At 44.4% G+C, this 16,447-nt stretch carries 13 protein-coding genes; 6 read left to right on the plus strand and 7 right to left on the minus strand.

Translation table 11 applies throughout. The annotated features are described in order from the left end of the window. Positions 1-13: 13 nt before the first annotated feature. The 4 genes from ACVBIK_RS16270 to ACVBIK_RS16285 all read right to left on the minus strand — a co-directional run bounded on the left by ACVBIK_RS16270 (position 14) and on the right by ACVBIK_RS16285 (position 3,267). Complete coding sequence (locus tag ACVBIK_RS16270; RefSeq protein WP_447158908.1) at positions 14-691, minus strand: type 1 glutamine amidotransferase domain-containing protein; 678 nt, start codon at positions 689-691, stop codon at positions 14-16. A 110-nt stretch (positions 692-801) separates the two neighbouring features. After that, complete coding sequence (locus tag ACVBIK_RS16275; RefSeq protein WP_447158907.1) at positions 802-1,959, minus strand: iron-containing alcohol dehydrogenase; 1,158 nt, start codon at positions 1,957-1,959, stop codon at positions 802-804. A gap of 165 nt (positions 1,960-2,124) precedes the next feature. Next, a complete protein-coding gene (locus ACVBIK_RS16280; RefSeq protein ID WP_447159132.1) occupies positions 2,125-2,727 on the minus strand; it encodes a TetR/AcrR family transcriptional regulator in 603 nt (200 codons plus the stop codon). An 87-nt stretch (positions 2,728-2,814) separates the two neighbouring features. Then, on the minus strand, positions 2,815-3,267 hold the full coding sequence (locus ACVBIK_RS16285) for an Lrp/AsnC family transcriptional regulator (RefSeq protein ID WP_447170099.1): 453 nt from the start codon (positions 3,265-3,267) through the stop codon (positions 2,815-2,817). Positions 3,268-3,450: 183 nt separating this feature from the next. Between ACVBIK_RS16285 and ACVBIK_RS16290 the strand changes: the two genes are divergently transcribed. Beyond that, positions 3,451-4,626, plus strand: a complete 1,176-nt coding sequence (locus ACVBIK_RS16290; RefSeq protein ID WP_447170100.1) for a PrnB family protein — start codon at positions 3,451-3,453, stop codon at positions 4,624-4,626. 1 nt (position 4,627) lies between these two features. Then, on the plus strand, positions 4,628-5,743 hold the full coding sequence (locus ACVBIK_RS16295; protein WP_447163496.1) for an aminotransferase class V-fold PLP-dependent enzyme: 1,116 nt from the start codon (positions 4,628-4,630) through the stop codon (positions 5,741-5,743). 47 nt (positions 5,744-5,790) lie between these two features. Here ACVBIK_RS16295 and ACVBIK_RS16300 read toward each other — a convergent pair whose 3' ends face one another. After that, positions 5,791-6,096: a hypothetical protein gene (locus ACVBIK_RS16300; protein ID WP_447158903.1), complete on the minus strand. Its 306-nt coding sequence runs from the start codon at positions 6,094-6,096 to the stop codon at positions 5,791-5,793. 242 nt (positions 6,097-6,338) lie between these two features. Here ACVBIK_RS16300 and ACVBIK_RS16305 point away from each other — a divergent pair, with 242 nt between their 5' ends. After that, positions 6,339-7,346: a WD40/YVTN/BNR-like repeat-containing protein gene (locus ACVBIK_RS16305; protein WP_447163495.1), complete on the plus strand. Its 1,008-nt coding sequence runs from the start codon at positions 6,339-6,341 to the stop codon at positions 7,344-7,346. A gap of 100 nt (positions 7,347-7,446) precedes the next feature. Here the strand turns inward: ACVBIK_RS16305 and glnA are convergent, their stop codons facing one another. Then, complete coding sequence (glnA, locus tag ACVBIK_RS16310; protein ID WP_447158901.1) at positions 7,447-8,856, minus strand: glutamate--ammonia ligase; 1,410 nt, start codon at positions 8,854-8,856, stop codon at positions 7,447-7,449. 713 nt (positions 8,857-9,569) lie between these two features. Between glnA and typA the strand changes: the two genes are divergently transcribed. The 3 genes from typA to pdxY all read left to right on the plus strand — a co-directional run bounded on the left by typA (position 9,570) and on the right by pdxY (position 14,639). Next, complete coding sequence (gene typA / locus ACVBIK_RS16315) at positions 9,570-11,381, plus strand: translational GTPase TypA (RefSeq protein WP_447158900.1); 1,812 nt, start codon at positions 9,570-9,572, stop codon at positions 11,379-11,381. Between the two features lie 651 nt (positions 11,382-12,032). Further along, on the plus strand, positions 12,033-13,487 hold the full coding sequence (locus tag ACVBIK_RS16320; protein ID WP_447170101.1) for a disulfide bond formation protein B: 1,455 nt from the start codon (positions 12,033-12,035) through the stop codon (positions 13,485-13,487). 288 nt (positions 13,488-13,775) lie between these two features. Continuing rightward, positions 13,776-14,639 (plus strand): pyridoxal kinase PdxY, encoded by an 864-nt coding sequence (gene pdxY / locus ACVBIK_RS16325; RefSeq protein ID WP_447158898.1) that lies wholly within the window; start codon positions 13,776-13,778, stop codon positions 14,637-14,639. Between the two features lie 257 nt (positions 14,640-14,896). Here the strand turns inward: pdxY and ACVBIK_RS16330 are convergent, their stop codons facing one another. Continuing rightward, positions 14,897-16,093, minus strand: a complete 1,197-nt coding sequence (locus ACVBIK_RS16330) for a DUF418 domain-containing protein (protein WP_447158897.1) — start codon at positions 16,091-16,093, stop codon at positions 14,897-14,899. Positions 16,094-16,447: the final 354 nt, after the last annotated feature.

Below are 16,447 nucleotides of genomic sequence, written 5' to 3' on the forward strand. Positions count from 1 at the left end.
TTAGCTACTTGAGTTACTTCAGTTGCTTGATGATCTCATCGGCCACCACTTCAGAAGAAGCTGGGTTTTGGCCAGTGATTAAGTTGCCATCGACCGCCAAGTAGCTACTCCAGTCATCGCCTTTGCTATACAGCGCGCCATTTGCCAGCATCATATCTTCCACGAGGAAAGGCACGATATCAGTCAGCTGCACTGCCGCCTCTTCACCGTTAGTAAATCCTGTCACTTGCTTGCCAGCAACTAAAGGTGTGCCATCGGGGTTTTTCACATTTTTAAGTGCCCCCGGTGCGTGACACACAAGTCCTACAGGCTTTTTAGCCTGGTAGAAAGCGGCTATTAATGCGATAGAGTGATCATCGTTAGTGAGATCCCATAATGGCCCATGGCCACCTGGATAGAAAATCGCGTCGTAATCAGCTTGGTTTATCTCAGCTAACACTTTAGTGGTTGCCAGTTGCTGCTTGGCCTGTTCATCTTGATTGAATCTATCGGTCGCTGCCGTTTGAAAGTCCGGCTGCTCGCTACTAGGGTCTATTGGTGGTTGTCCGCCAGCAGGTGAAGCTAAGGTGACAGTACAGCCACTGTCTTTAAAGCGATAAAAAGGACTGGCAAATTCTTCGAGCCAGAAGCCTGTTTTTAAGCCTGTGTCGCCAAGTTTGTCGTGTGAGGTCAGTACCATCAATATCTTCATTTTGTCGTCCTTTTTATCTGTTGGTTTGCCAATAGCGGCATCCTTATTACGTGATGCCTGCCAGTTAGCTGAGGTCTCTGTTAAGTTTGTATCTGTTTAATTATTAAGAGTTATAAGTTACGTTCTAAAATCTTGCGGCTCATAGCCAGATCAACATCTTGTTTTTCACCTAAAGCCGTCATGCCGTGGGCTTCAAGCTTGCTAATGATCTCATCGATACTGCTACTGTCTAAATCGTAGTCTGATAGGCGAGTATTAATGCCCATCGCTTCAAAAAAGTCGCGGGTCTTGCTTATCGCCGCATCGATGATTTCATCAACCGAGCCTTGGTTAATTCCCCAAACGCGATCGGCATATTGCAGTAACTTCTCTTGCTTAGCTTCTCGGCGAACATCGAGCATACCCGGTAAAATCATCGCGATAGTACGGGCATGGTCAACACCGTAAAGCGCGGTAATTTCATGGCCAATCATGTGTGTTGCCCAGTCATGTGGCACGCCTTTACCTATCACGCCGCTCAGTGCCATTGTTGCCACCCACATCAGGTTGGCACGTACATCGAAGTCTTGAGGTTGGCTTAGGGCTTTTGGCCCTAATTCGATTAGGGTTTGAAGCAAGCCTTCGGCGAATCTGTCTTGCACTGGCGCATTAACAGGGTAGTTAAGGTATTGCTCAGTGATGTGAATAAAAGCATCGACAACGCCGTTAGCGACTTGGCGTTCTGGTAATGTGAAGGTTTTGCTTGGGTCTAATACTGAAAATTTTGGAAAGACGTGATTGCTCATAAAAGAGAGTTTAGCTTGGAACTCTTTACGGGTAACCACGCTGGCGCTATTCATCTCAGAACCCGTGGCAGGCAAGGTCAGAACCGTACCGAATGGCATTGCTTGAGTGACCTTAGCGCCCCAGCTTAAAAGAATGTCCCATGGCTCACCTTCAAATAGCGCGGCAGCTGCCACAAACTTGGTGCCATCGATAACCGAGCCACCACCAACTGCTAAGAGAAAGTCGATATTTTGCTGTTTTACGACTTCGACCGCTTGCATCAATGTTTCGTAGGTTGGATTCGCCTCGATACCACCAAATTCAACAACTTCACGCTGCTTAAGCGCAGCCTTTACTTCATCGAGAGTACCTGTGCTTCTGGCGCTGTTGCCGCCAAACAACACTAAGACCTTTGCATCTTGTGGGACTAAGTTATCCAGTTCAGCAATTTTTCCTTCACCAAAACTAATGTGAGTAGGGTTGTAGTAATCGAAGCTGTACATAATCTTTCCTATAGTCGACTAATTGTCGAATGATACTAAGGCCTAACATTTAGTAGACCAGTCGTCTAGTAAACGGTTAAAAAAATGCCCGCCATCAACAGGTATAAGCATAGGCGGGGGAGATAAATTTGCTGATTATTTCAGTGAAGAGCATTTCACTTTAGATCACTTCAATACCGAAACAGGATTAGCTAGCAGGGCTTGAGTCATCTGTAATACGCGTGTGATGACATTGGGATCACGGGTTAATTTATTTCTTAAACTGGCACCTAACCACATCTGGTATAAGGTTTCTGCGGTATAGGCGGCATTCATTGCAGTCAAAGAGCCATCTTCTATTCCAGCTTCAATACAGCTCGCAAGGCGAGCAATAACCGCTGATGAGCCCTTGTCTAGGGCAAGGCGCATGGGTTCTGATAGATCTGAGACTTCGGCACTGAGTTTGACCACTAAGCACTTTTGGTCGATACAGGCATCACTTTGGGTGCTTTGCCAGCGTAACCAGTAGCTCATCAATCTCTCTAAGCCTGAGCCATTCTCTGGCGCAAATAGGCTGTCGATACTGCTTAAGTAAGTTTTAAAGTAACTGTTAATCACCTCTTCACCGAACTGCTCTTTGGATTTGAAGTAGTGGTAAAAAGAACCTTTAGGCACATCGGCAAATTTTAAGATCTGCGATAGACCGACATTGGAAAAGCCTTTGCTCGAAATCAGGCTGTATCCTGAGTCGATAATATGCTGACGTGTTTGCTGAGGATCTGTTTTGATACTTGTTTTCATAGTAAACAGACTAACACAATTAGACCGGTCGTCTAGTGTTTTTTTATCAGTTATTTTTAGGGGGCGTGAATGCCGCTATAGCGGCAATGTATTGCGCGAGAAGTTTTGCTTTAACACGACGGTAGATTCGATCCCGGCGATACAGCTTAAGCTGCCAAGCGACTTTTTTACGAAGCTTTCATAACTGAGCAGGTCGCTAGCAACGATTTTTAGCAGGTAATCGTGGGCACCGGTGACCACTGAACATTCCATGACTTGCTTGAGATTTTCCATGCTTTCTTCGAACACAATTGCATGTTGATCTGAATTTTCTTTGAGGCGTACAAAAGCATACACCACTACGTTAAGCCCAACTTCTTTAGGATCGATTTGCGCCGCATAACCGCTAATCACACCCGTTTGCTCTAGCTTTCTCACGCGGCGAAGGCAGGGGGTATCCGACATATTTAATTTGGCAGCGAGCTCGCTAATCGCGATACGGCCTTGACGTTGTAATATGGCGAGTATGTTGCGGTCCTTGTTATCCATTGGAGGCCTTTTTATTTTTTGTGGTGAAAATCGGTATCAATTATCCATTTTATAGGGGATCTCGACCTTAAATGGAAGTTATTCGCGCCAGTTTATCGATTTACACCATAGGGATCCTGCTAGGCTAAGTGACTATAGATTACTGCACAGTCTCATCGAAAAAATAAAAATAAGGACTAACAGATGACGCAAAATACTCAGGCATTCGATCATTGGATCCGCACTCGTTTTGTTGAACTCAATAGTGAGCTTGAATCGCTTTACGCTGAGCAGAGCGACAGGGCTAATGTTGAAGGTGTTGGCGAGCACTTAAAGCTGCAACTTGAATCTGAAGGGCGCCAGCTGATAGCCAGTTTGCTGGCTGAGGGAAATACTGACGAAGGCTTTGATCATGCTTTTGATCTGCTTGGTAATGTTGGCCTGTATATGGCGGCATGCCGTAGGCACGAAATTACCGAGCCTTCACGAGAAACCGTATCACCACTGACAGAGGCGTCTACCCTTGCTATGCATATTGGCGCCTCTATTGGTGTGACCCCAAGATTTGCCACGGCGCACCTTACTACCCATAACCGTGCACACCAGGGGGTGTATAAACGCTTTACTGATTTAGCTGCCGAGAAGCTGTTTGTTGATTATAACACCAAAGGCATTTTGGCTTATAAGCGTGCCGCCGATGCACTGTTAAAAATTCAGCCGTTAGGCATAGATCATCCCATTGCCTCTGATCTGCTGAACGTTGCTAAGCAAGCCTTACAAGATGTGATTGAATCAAACCGAGTCTTGTTTTTGCAGCTTGATGCCGATGACTTCTTCTATTGCGTGAGACCCTATTACAAACCTTATCGTGTAGGTAGCCAAGTTTATCGCGGCGCTAATGCGGGGGATTTTGCCGGGATCAACGTTATCGATATGCTGCTGGGCTTATGCGCTGCAAACGAGCCGGGTTACTCGCAGATGCTGGTTGATAAGTTTTTATACATGATGCCTGAAGATCAACGCATTTTACGTGACTGTATGCGCCGAACCAGCTTTATGGATGCGTTACTGGGCATGAGTCATTTACGTCACGAGCAATGGTACCAGCAAAATCTTCAGTTGTTTTTGGAGGTATGTGAATTACACGGGCAAACGGCGATTCAGCATCATAATGAGCTGGTATCTAAGTATATTACTCAGCCTTCAAAAAATATGCAGCAGCAACATATGTCAAAAGTCACCGCCAGTGGCCCACCATTACCGGTATTACTTAACTCGCTAGAAAAATTACGCGATAGAAGAGCCGCTGCTAAACGTAGTGATATCCGAACTCGTTTTGATGATATTTGCACGCTAAAAGCGAGTTTGGAGGCAGAGTAATATGCAGTCTTTTAAAGATGATTTTAGTTTAGCGCCAGGGAGCTACCTGCTTAACCATTCGGTGGGTCGGCCATTGAAAGATGCCGAGCAAGCGTTCTCAAAGCAGTTTTTTGCGCCTTGGCAAACATCGGGAAAAGAGCCCTGGCATGATTGGTTGCAGGTGATTGAACAATTTAGTCAGGGGCTGGCTAAGTTGTTTAATGCGCGCGTCGAGGAGTTTTGTCCTCAGGTTAATCTCTCTAGCGCGCTGACTAAGTTGGTGATGTCGTTAGAGCGGCTTAATCAGCAGCATGCAGTCGTTCTGATGAGTGAAATTGACTTCCCAAGTATGGGGTTTGCGCTTAAAAAAGCCCTGCCACAGGGCTGTGAGTTGCGCTTTATTCCTAAGTCTTTAGATATTACCGATGCCGAGGTCTGGCAGTCACATATTAGTGCCGATATCGATTTAGTGTTTGTCAGCCATGTGTATTCCAACACGGGGCAGCAAGCCCCTGTCGAAGAAATTGTTAATGCTGCAAAATCTAAAAATGTATTAACCCTACTCGATGTGGCGCAATCGGCAGGTATCGTGCCGTTAGACTTACAGGCTCTGCAGCCTGACTTCTTAATCGGCTCAAGTGTTAAGTGGTTATGTGGTGGTCCGGGCGCAGCTTATTTATGGATAAACGCAATGCATATTGAGCACTGCCAGCCAAAAGATGTGGGCTGGTTTAGCCATGAAAATCCGTTTGAGTTTGATATTCACGATTTTCGTTATCACCAAAGCGCACTTAAGTTTTGGGGCGGTACACCTTCGATTGCTCCCTATGCGATAGCGGCGCATAGCATAGGTTACTTTGCCAATATAGGTTCTCATAAGCTTCGTGAGCATAACCAATGGTTAATCGATGTGGTTGCAGAACAGTTTGAGCAGGAGTTTGTATCTCCAAGGCTTGAGGCAAAGCGCAGTGGTACGTTGATTTTAGATTTTGGCGCTAAGCAACAACAGGTGTTAGCAGCATTGCAACAGGCGAATGTGAGCGTGGATCTGCGGAGCCAAGGTATTCGTGTGTCACCGCATATTTATAATGATATGGCCGATATTGAGCGGCTTCTGTCTGTGATAAAAAGCGTATAAAAAGAAAAACAGGCCTTAATGTTAAGGCCTGACATGTCACTGTTAACTTATGGTTTTACCGCTCTTAAATGTACTTTGCGGTAATTGAATTCTTGATTGAGCTGACTTAGCTCACCAACTGAAAGCTTGGTCAGTAATGCGCTGCCTTGGTCATCGGTGACAAACTTTTTGGCGGTGCGATTCACAAAATCAACCACGAAAACACTGTCGCTTTGTTGTGATTCTGCGGCTTTTAGTGCTGCTTGGCTTGAGCAATCGTTACATTCTGCAATCGGGCTCATCGCGGCTAGGCTTGTGGTGGAAAGTAGTAGTCCTGCACTTAATAGTGTTACTCGAGTGGCTGTTTTTCTCATAGTAGGTTCCTTATTACTTAAACGGTGATCTTCGTCACACTTTTAATTTAGGCTATCGTGTAGCCAGTGTCCAGCAATACTTGTTATTAACTTGTTGTTTAATCATGCTTTATTTAGCTTAGGCTAATAAACTGATGTTTATGTGAGCGAGCAATAATGGGCTAAATGCTTGCCACCTTTAGGCTTGCCTATTACCTATGATTGGCCGATAGTATTTATGATGCCGTTTTTAAGGAAATTAAATGAAGATATTCATACTGTTACTTAGCTTATGTTGCTTCAGTACCTCATCCATGGATTGGAATGTGCAAACGCTTGGGGCCAATGCCGCTTTGAGAGGTAGCGCCATACTTGATGGGGTTGCTTGGGTTACGGGAACAGATAACCGTGTTTATATCTCCAAAGATCAAGGTAACACCTGGTTAGATGTGTCGGTAAAAGATCAGCCTTTGACTGACTTTCGCGATATTGAAGTATTCGATGCCAACACTGCCATTGTTATGGGCGCGGGTGAAGGGGGCTTATCTAAGCTGTATATCACCGAAAATCAGGGTTTAAGTTGGCAATTAATATTTGATAATCCAGATGAACTCGGCTTTTTTAATTCAATCGCCTTTTGGGATCGTAATAACGGCTTATTGCTGGGTGATCCGGTTGGTGGTTGTTATGTGATTTTGCGTACAACCGATGGCGGAAAATCTTGGCAGCGAGTGGCGAAAGGTGGGTTACCCAAAATGCTTGATAAAGAGGTCGCGTTTGCCGCTAGCGGTAACACCTTAGTTGTTGGCAAGAGAGGCCGCGCCTGGTTTACTACCGGAGGATATAGTAGCTCAGTCTACCTTACCGCCGATTCAGGCACGCATTGGCGTCGGCATCCAATCGCACTTTATGATGATACTCAAACTGCCGGTGGTTATGCGCTGGCATTTAATCATCTAGATGATCTATTTGTACTGGGAGGCGATTATCAGCAGCGTGATAAGCATGCTGCCAATATGGTGTATAAAAAAGGCTATGTGTGGCATAAAGCCCCCGGCACAACCCCAGGTTTGCGCAGCGCTATGGTGTGCTACGAAGAAACCTGTATTGCCACCGGTAAGCTATCAACCGATATTTCTCATGATCATGGTTATAGTTGGCAGCCACTGCTGATTAACGGTGAGTCTCAGGGATTTTTTACTTTGGCTATCGAGGGCAATACACTAGTTGCTGCAGGGCATAATGGCCGTGTTGCGGTGTATCAGTTTTAAAGATTAGTCATTTACCTGCTAAATAAAAAAGCCCCAAACATGACTGTTTAGGGCTTTAAAGACTAATCACTTACGAGTGGTTAGCGGGTCACTCAGAGGATTACAAGCTGTAGTAAAGCTCGAATTCTACTGGGTGAGTTGTTTGGTTGATGCGCTCAACATCAGCAGACTTAAGGGCGATGTAAGAGTCGATAAAGTCGTTAGTGAATACGTCGCCACGAGTTAGGAACTCACGGTCAGCGTCTAGACACTCAAGTGCGTTTTCTAGTGAAGTGGCAACTGTTGGGATTTCTGCTGCTTCTTCAGCTGGAAGATCGTATAGATCTTTATCCATTGCTTCACCTGGGTGGATCTTGTTCTGGATACCGTCAAGGCCAGCCATTAGCATTGCAGAGAACGCTAAGTATGGGTTAGCCACTGGGTCACCAAAACGGATTTCGATACGACGACCTTTTGCACTTGGTACCACTGGGATACGGATAGAAGCAGAGCGGTTAGCTGCTGAGTAAGCAAGCATAACAGGCGCTTCGAAGTGTGGTACAAGACGCTTGTATGAGTTTGTCGATGGGTTAGCAAATGCGTTAATTGCACGCGCATGCTTAATCACACCACCGATGTAGAATAGAGCTGTTTCGCTCAATCCACCGTACTTGTCACCTGCGAACAAGTTAACGCCATCTTTCGCAAGAGACTGATGCACGTGCATACCGCTACCGTTGTCGCCAACGATTGGCTTAGGCATAAATGTCGCTGTCTTGTTGTAAGCGTGGGCCACGTTGTGAACAACATACTTAAGTACCTGAACTTCATCGGCCTTAAGTGTTAGTGAGTTGAAACGTGTCGCGATCTCGTTTTGGCCCGCTGTAGCAACTTCATGGTGATGCGCTTCAACAACTTGACCCATCTCTTCTAGCACTAAACACATAGCACTACGGATGTCTTGTGAAGAGTCTACTGGTGCTACTGGGAAGTAACCACCTTTCACGCCTGGACGGTGACCCTTGTTGCCACCATCGTAGCTAGTACCTGAGTTCCAAGCTGCTTCTTCAGCATCAACCTTGTAGAAACAACCAGACATGTCAGCGCCGAACTTAACATCGTCAAATAGGAAGAATTCTGGCTCAGGACCTACCAATACGGTGTCAGCAATACCTGTTGAACGTAGGTAGTCTTCTGCTTTTTTAGCAATAGAGCGTGGGTCACGGTTGTAACCGGTCATTGTGCCAGGGTTTAGGATGTCACAACGAATGTTAGCAGTAGTTTCTGCCGTGAAAGGGTCAAGTACAAAACTTGCAGGATCTGGCATCAATACCATGTCTGATTCATTAATGCCTTTCCAACCTTGGATTGAAGAACCGTCAAACATTTTACCGTCTTCAAAAAAGTCAGCATCGACTTGGTGAGTTGGAATGGTTACGTGCTGCTCTTTACCTATCGTATCGGTAAAACGTAAATCAACAAACTTAACTTCTAATTCTTTTAGTTGTTGTAAAACTGATTCTGCTGACATTCTAAAGTCTCCGAGTAGGGTAAAGGGGCGTCCCTTTGTTTTATCTTTAATATTTAGCGCTTAATGCGATTCTGGCATTCTTAAAGCGAGACTTATGCCAAATTTGTAACTCACTGATAATTAAGGGTGATAATATTTTTGTTCTCGATGCTGATATCCTTGTTGCACCGTAATGGTGCGCGGGATGGATCGAGATGGTGCACGCGCTATAACAGTGCAGCCGCTATTTTCCCTGTAATCAACTGTTGGCGTCTCGCTAAAAATCGTTACACAGAATAACTAAGCCATGAGTAATTTTATAGGGGGGAGGTCAAGCAAATAACATTAGATTTTCAATAAGTGTTATTAGGATTAAGGACAGTCATGTTTTTTGTTTTTTTGTGAAGAGAATATCCGTTGTTTTCTAGCGGAATTTGAGGCTTAAAATAGCTTTAAAAGGTGAAAATGATGAATTTAAGGAGGAGTGTTTGTCTAGGATGACCTAATAGTGTCACACAACTAAAGTATAAAAAAGTGTGTAAAAAGCAGACGTTAAGGCAAAAAAAATCAATGCGAAAGAGTTATTTTTAACGATTGGTTAAAAATAATCCTGTGAGATAACGCTGAGCTAGAGTAGAATGTCACGCTTTTTATTGCAACTACTATACTAGATTGGTTTTAGTCGTTGGCAGTAACCCCCCCTATATATTATACCGATGGTAAGAGGTTTAGCCGTGTTAGAGAATTTACGTAACATCGCCATTATTGCACACGTTGACCATGGTAAGACTACCTTGGTTGATAAGTTGCTGGCGCAGTCAGGAACCCTTGAGTCTCGAGGAGAAGCCACTGAGCGGGTGATGGATTCAAATGATCTTGAAAAGGAACGTGGTATCACGATTCTGGCCAAGAACACTGCCATCAAGTGGAACGATTACCGTATCAACATCGTTGATACCCCAGGTCACGCCGATTTCGGTGGTGAGGTAGAGCGTGTTCTATCTATGGTTGACTCAGTATTACTACTAGTTGACGCTGTTGATGGTCCAATGCCACAGACTCGCTTCGTGACTAAGAAAGCTTTTGCTCAAGGTCTTAAGCCAATCGTTGTTATTAACAAGATTGACCGTCCTGGCGCACGTCCTGATTGGGTTATTGACCAAGTATTTGACTTGTTCGACAACCTAGGCGCTACCGATGAGCAGCTAGATTTCCCAATCGTTTATGCTTCTGCACTAAACGGTTTTGCAACATTAGATCCAGACGAAACTAGCGCAGATATGACGCCACTTTTCGAAACGATCGTTGAAAAAGTTTCTTCACCAGATGCTGATGCTGAAGGTGATTTCCAGATGCAAATCTCTCAAATCGACTACAACTCATACGTGGGTGTTATCGGTATTGGTCGTATCAAGCGTGGTAGTGTTAAGACTAACCAACAAGTTACTGTACTTGGCGCTGACGGCAAAAAACGTAACGGTAAAATCGGCCAGGTATTAGGTTACATGGGTCTAGAGCGTCACGAAGTTACAGATGCTAACGCTGGTGACATCGTTGCGATTACTGGTCTTGGCCAGTTACAGATTTCTGACACAATTTGTGCCCCTACTAACGTAGAAGCATTACCTCCATTGTCTGTTGATGAACCAACACTAACAATGACATTCCAGGTAAACACTTCTCCGTTTGCGGGTAAAGAAGGTAAGTACGTAACTTCACGTAACATCCTTGAGCGTCTACAACAAGAGCTAGTACACAACGTAGCATTGCGCGTTGAAGAAACTGACAGCCCAGATCGTTTCCGCGTATCAGGCCGTGGTGAGCTTCACCTTTCAATCTTGATTGAAAACATGCGTCGTGAAGGTTACGAGCTAGCTGTTTCTCGTCCAGAAGTTATCGTTAAAGAGATCGATGGCGAGATGTGTGAGCCGTTCGAAACACTAACTGTTGACGTTGAAGAAGCGCATCAAGGTGCAGTGATCGAGAAGCTTGGTATCCGTAAGGGTGACATGAAGGACATGCAGTTAGACGGTAAGGGTCGTGTACGTATCGACTTCGTTATCCCTAGCCGTGGTTTAATTGGTTTCCAAACTGAGTTCATGACAGCGACTTCTGGTACTGGTCTTATTTACCATTCATTCGACCACTATGGTCCTTTGAAAGGCGGTGATATTGGTCAACGTGCACGTGGTGTATTGATCTCTAACGCTACTGGTAAAGCACTAACATTCGCACTATTCGGTCTACAAGAGCGTGGTCGTCTGTTTATTACTCACGCATCAGAAGTATACGAAGGTCAAGTAGTTGGTCTTCATGCACGCGCTAACGACCTAACAGTTAACTGTTTGAAAGGTAAGCAGCTAACTAACATGCGTGCATCTGGTACTGACGAAGCACAGGTACTAACTCCGCATATCGAAATGACACTAGAGCAAGCGCTTGAGTTCATCGATGATGACGAATTAGTAGAAGTAACTCCGCTGAACATCCGTGTTCGTAAGCGTTACTTGACTGAAAACGAGCGTAAGCGTCATAACCGTAAGTAATGACCGCGTTTAGCTTCAACCTGTAACCAGGTTAAGCATTGAAAGCCCCCAACATGCAAATGTTGGGGGCTTTTTTGTTATCTGCAGTAGCGTGTGTTTAGTGGCATTGCTCACCCTATACCCAGATCTTTGTTTTAAATCCCATTAATTCATGCTTTTAGCCTAGGGTCACAACTCGCTTTAGAGTGTGAATCGCCGCTCTCTCATCAATTGTGTGTAAGCGCTAGCGCTCACTAATTTAGTGATAAATGAACCTGCTTAGCAAAAACCAGAACACGCTAATACTCATTTAGAGGTATGGCGGTTGGGGCACATTTTTTTCAGTAGATTTACCGTAATTTAGTCTCAGCTTGAGTAACTTGCACTACAAATTACCAAGTATTACAGCGAATGCTGTCGACATTTTTAGCCGATATTTGGCTTATTACTAAGCGCATTTTTGAATTGAGTTCGAGTGAACTCTATTGGAGAAAGTTGTGGAATTTCTACTTTTTTGCCTAATTTTTATTGCTTGTTTCTTGGTTGCCTTTAAACCTCACAAACAAAAAATGGCGCATATTTTTTTGGCTCTGAGCATTTTAATGAGCATGGGGATTTGGTTGATCGCCACTTGGGGCATGTTAGTGCCTGCCGGTAACTTGTGAGAACACTATGATGAATGAATTAACAGTAAACAGAATTATATCGTTGGCGGCATTAGCGCTAATCGCTTTACCGGTAGGTATCGCTTGTATCATCTTGGGCTTTGCCATGGGTGACACCCCTTGTATTCTTTGTTGGCAAGAGCGCACCGCTATGGTGCTGGTCTCGCTAATCGCAATTTTCATCATGCGTTACGGTTTAAAGCCAAAGTATATTGGCGCACTGATTATCACTGCGGTATACGGCTTATGGGCAGGTTATCGTCATAGTTCAGCGCATATTCTTCGTGATATTGGCCAAGGTTTTGGCCCAGCGATTTTTGGCGTTCACACCTATGTATGGGTGATTGTGGTCTTTGCGATTATCTTATTGTTTGCCGGCGTATTAATGCTGCTACAAGGCGACAAGCTAGTAGAAAAAAGTGATAGCAGTGAATGGAGCTTACTGAACAAGGTAACGGTTAACGTGTTCCTAGTCATTATTGGCTTCAACATAGTACAAGCCTTTACGCAAACAGGCCCATTCCCGTATATCGGTCAAAGCGACCCAGTGCGCATGACCTTTGATTCAGAGAAAACCATTTGGTCTACAGCTAACTGGCCAACGCTTTCTAAGCTGTCAGCGCGTGGTGCTTACTCAATCGAGAAGCCTGATTTTGCAACCATGACTCAAAATGACGCCACTAAAGTTGCGACAAGCGACGAGCTTCAATTGCTTAAAAGCGTTGAGCTGCCAAGTGACGTCTTTGGCCTAGCAACGGGCATGAGCTACAACCCTCAAAGCAAGTTATACGCAGTAGTGACTAGCAATAATTGGGTTTACTTCTTAGATGACACGCTGACAACTATTTTAGCAAAAGTGCAGATTGATGCGGCATTCTCAGCTGAGATCTCTAACCTTGCGGGCGTGACTTTTGACGGCGCAACATCGGTATTAGTTACAGCGGATCACAAGAGCTTTGTACGCGTTGAGTACGACCCAAGCGTTAAGTTTGACGATACTTATGGTCGCTTCATTGAAGGTACAGATGGCGTGCGTGAGCTAAAGCGTAGCCGTTTTGCGACAGTGCGAGCTAAGTACAACTACGTTGCTAACGTGGGTTGGGATGCGAACACCCAGGAGTATTTAATGGTGACTCTGCCTGATACTAAGCGTAATAACTTTGTGGTTTCGCGTTTAAGTGGCAAAGATTACGAGCTTAACAGTGAAGCGATTATCAATATTGATGCTGAGCAATACCCGAATGTAACCGGTATTAGCGTGGCAGACGATAAAGCTTACTTACTTAGCCATTCTGGTCAGCAAATGTTAACCATGGACTTGACTTCAAATACCGTTGTTACAGCTAGCGATATTGCGGGTCTGAATAACCCACAAGCAATGACAGTTGTGAATGGTGAGTTTGCAGTATTAGATGCAACAGAAGCTAACAACCGAGTTAACTTCTACCAAGTTAAGCACTAATAATTTAAAGCAATGTAATAAATTGCTTTAATAATACAAAGCCCTTAATTAATCGTTAAGGGCTTTTTTAATGCTTTAAGCCTACTGGTGGCATGCAAAGGTGATCTATCAGGCTGGTGATTGGCCATCGAGAATACAAATCCTATGCAATAGCTCACAAGCTGATTAAGTTTGAGAATACTAATTTAGCCTAATTGGTATAATTGCTAAAAATCTCTGCTAGTTGTCAATAAACGGCAATAGAGCACCCTCAATTAACATCGCTAATAACATTAAAGGTAGTGACCAATGAAGCGGATTTTATCCATTCAATCCCATGTGGTATTTGGCTGCGCTGGAAACAGCAGTGCTGTATTCCCAATGCGTCGTCTAGGTATGGAGGTTTGGCCAATTAATACGGTGCAGTTCTCTAACCATACGCAGTACGCACAAGGATGGGCTGGAATGATTATGCCAGCGGGTCAGATCACTGAGTTGGTGCAAGGGTTAGATAATATTGGCAAGCTGCAAACCTGCGATGCCTTATTAAGTGGTTATTTGGGCAGTGCAGAGCAAGGCGCTGAAATTGCAGACGCAGTGAAAAAGATGAAAGCACTAAACCCTAATGCTATCTACTTTTGCGATCCGGTAATGGGCCATCCAGAAAAGGGCTGTATTGTGTCGCCGGGCGTGCAGGAGTTTCTTAAAAACCAAGCCTTAGCTGAAGCTGACATCATAGCGCCTAATTTATTAGAATTAGAAACACTCACCGATACAAAGCTGCATAATCTGGATGAAGTGATTGATGCTTGTGAGAGTTTGCTAGCCAAAGGCCTTAAGATGGTGGTGGTTAAGCATCTTGCAAAAGCGGCAACCTGCAAAGAGCAGTTTGAGATGTTGCTGGTGATAAAAGGCGGCAGCTACCTAGTATCGCGTCCTTTGTATGAGTTTGAAAAGCAACCGGTAGGCGTTGGCGACCTAATCAGTGGATTGATGTTGGCTAACTTGCAGGCGGGCTTTAGCCCTGTAGCTGCATTTGAGCGCACTAATGCCTCCGTTGATGCCGTGCTATTGGAGACCTTTAATCAAGGCGCTTATGAGCTGCAATTAATCGCTGCTCAAGATGCGATAGCATCACCGACAATTAAGCAGCAGGCCAAAAAAGTTAGCTAGTGGTTTTATGCTAATTTGTTGCTAAATACATTTTGCGAGTCATGCTGAAAAGCCCTGTCGCTATCATAGCTTCAGGGCTTTTGCTTTTTGATTAATGGCTTTTAGTTGATAGCTGAATGCAAACCACACCTAAGCTTGCCATGAGAGTTACCTGTGTCCAGCCTTCTGTAAGCATTGTTTAAGGATGTAGATACTTAATCAGCCTCTGCATCCTGCAGCCATTTTATACTGATTGGTTTTAAGCGTAAGCGATATTTTTATTGGTTGTTTGTAATAGGGTTGGCAGTTGGCGCAATCGTGCCGCTGCCGGAGAGCTTGCGCCATAACCATTCGAGTGGACCTTGATTAAAATACTTCAGATACACACTAGCAAGGAGCAACTGTATGGCTGAAAAACCAATGGCAATAGCCACATAGCCTGGTCTATCTAAGGTTAATAGTAGCGAAGGTGCGAAGTATCTAAATAATAGAGACATCACAATTGATTGCAGAATGTATAAGCTCAATGCTAAGCGGCCAACATTCTGCAATGGTGTGAGGATAGTTGCTCGGTTTTGGCATATCTTAACCAAAATGTGTATGTAGATTAATGCAGTGGGAAGCGCGCTGATCACGACTATCGCCGGGCTGAAACTTTGCAATAGCGCAGAGTTAGACAAGCTACAAAGACCATCTATGGCAGAAAGCAGTAGTGCAGTAATCATTAAGCGTAACAGCTGCTTGCGGCTAAAGCCTTGCTCAAACATCCCCTCTCGATACAGGTATACACCTAATAACATTAGTCCCGATGCAAACCACATTATTGTTAAAGGTGTTGTGACGGCAATGGCTAAGAATAAAATAACTTGTTCAATTAACTGGCTTAAATAAGGGCCTGTCCATAGTTGGTATTGAAACTCTGCTGCGGCGCTCTCTCGAAGCGGGAAAGGCTCTGAGAGAAATACTGTCATAAGGATTAAACTGATTAAACCAATGGCCCAAAATAGACCGGCTCTGCGGAGTATTTTTTGCTGTGTCAGTGAAATATAGCAAAGGGTTAATAAGCCACTGACGCCGTAAGTAAACAAAATGTCGCCAAACCAAATGAAAGTGGCATGTAAAGCACCGAATAGTATCAGCCACTTAAGCCGTGACTTCATCTGGTTAGCTTGGTTTGAGTTGAGTTTTTTCTCTGACTGAATGGCTAATCCTGCGCCAAAAAGTATCGCAAATAAACTCAAAAACCGTCCTTCAATAAAAAAGCTATTGAAGATATCAATTGCCGAGTCATACCACGGAGTTATTGGGTGGTTTGAGTAACCAGAATAGCCGTTGCCGAAGGAGTAGATATTGATAAACAAAATACCAAGTACTGCTAGACCACGAATGGCATCAAGATTGGCGTTACGGGTTGTTGAGCTTGTAGAAGGTGACGCTGACGTGGCTTGAGCGTGTTTTTGTGTCGACAGTTCCATGTTGACCCTTTGAATTTCCTATTTTGCCGAAGCTTATCAACATAAACACATAATTTGAACACAGTAGAAATGAATCTTATTCACTAGCATACTTCGTGTTAAAACAAGTTCCTAGGTCCTAGAACCTTTCTTTGCCTTTCCTACCTTTTCCGTAAGTGACGTAGTCACGTTCCCTAGGCTGTAGCCCGTTCGGCTATTACCGTCTCAGCTTTAAAAGAAGACCCTAGATCCTAGGGCGTTTCGATTTAAAACAAGGTACTAGGTTCTAGGGCGCTGCGCTTCGAGGACGGGCTGCGCCCTGCTAGGAACAGCAAAAGAAAAAACTGTACCAGCGTCTTTGTTAGCTTTTCGGCT

Source organism: Shewanella sp. 125m-1 (assembly GCF_052977065.1).

What these genes read in the sequence shown, in the direction of transcription:
- ACVBIK_RS16270 (WP_447158908.1), bottom strand. Translation starts at nt 691, where the DNA reads ATGAAGATATTGATGGTACTGACCTCACACGACAAACTTGGCGACACA.
- ACVBIK_RS16275 (WP_447158907.1), bottom strand. Translation starts at nt 1,959, where the DNA reads ATGTACAGCTTCGATTACTACAACCCTACTCACATTAGTTTTGGTGAA.
- ACVBIK_RS16285 (WP_447170099.1), bottom strand. Translation starts at nt 3,267, where the DNA reads ATGGATAACAAGGACCGCAACATACTCGCCATATTACAACGTCAAGGC.
- ACVBIK_RS16290 (WP_447170100.1), top strand. Translation starts at nt 3,451, where the DNA reads ATGACGCAAAATACTCAGGCATTCGATCATTGGATCCGCACTCGTTTT.
- ACVBIK_RS16295 (WP_447163496.1), top strand. Translation starts at nt 4,628, where the DNA reads ATGCAGTCTTTTAAAGATGATTTTAGTTTAGCGCCAGGGAGCTACCTG.
- ACVBIK_RS16300 (WP_447158903.1), bottom strand. Translation starts at nt 6,096, where the DNA reads ATGAGAAAAACAGCCACTCGAGTAACACTATTAAGTGCAGGACTACTA.
- ACVBIK_RS16305 (WP_447163495.1), top strand. Translation starts at nt 6,339, where the DNA reads ATGAAGATATTCATACTGTTACTTAGCTTATGTTGCTTCAGTACCTCA.
- glnA (WP_447158901.1), bottom strand. Translation starts at nt 8,856, where the DNA reads ATGTCAGCAGAATCAGTTTTACAACAACTAAAAGAATTAGAAGTTAAG.
- ACVBIK_RS16320 (WP_447170101.1), top strand. Translation starts at nt 12,033, where the DNA reads ATGATGAATGAATTAACAGTAAACAGAATTATATCGTTGGCGGCATTA.
- pdxY (WP_447158898.1), top strand. Translation starts at nt 13,776, where the DNA reads ATGAAGCGGATTTTATCCATTCAATCCCATGTGGTATTTGGCTGCGCT.
- ACVBIK_RS16330 (WP_447158897.1), bottom strand. Translation starts at nt 16,093, where the DNA reads ATGGAACTGTCGACACAAAAACACGCTCAAGCCACGTCAGCGTCACCT.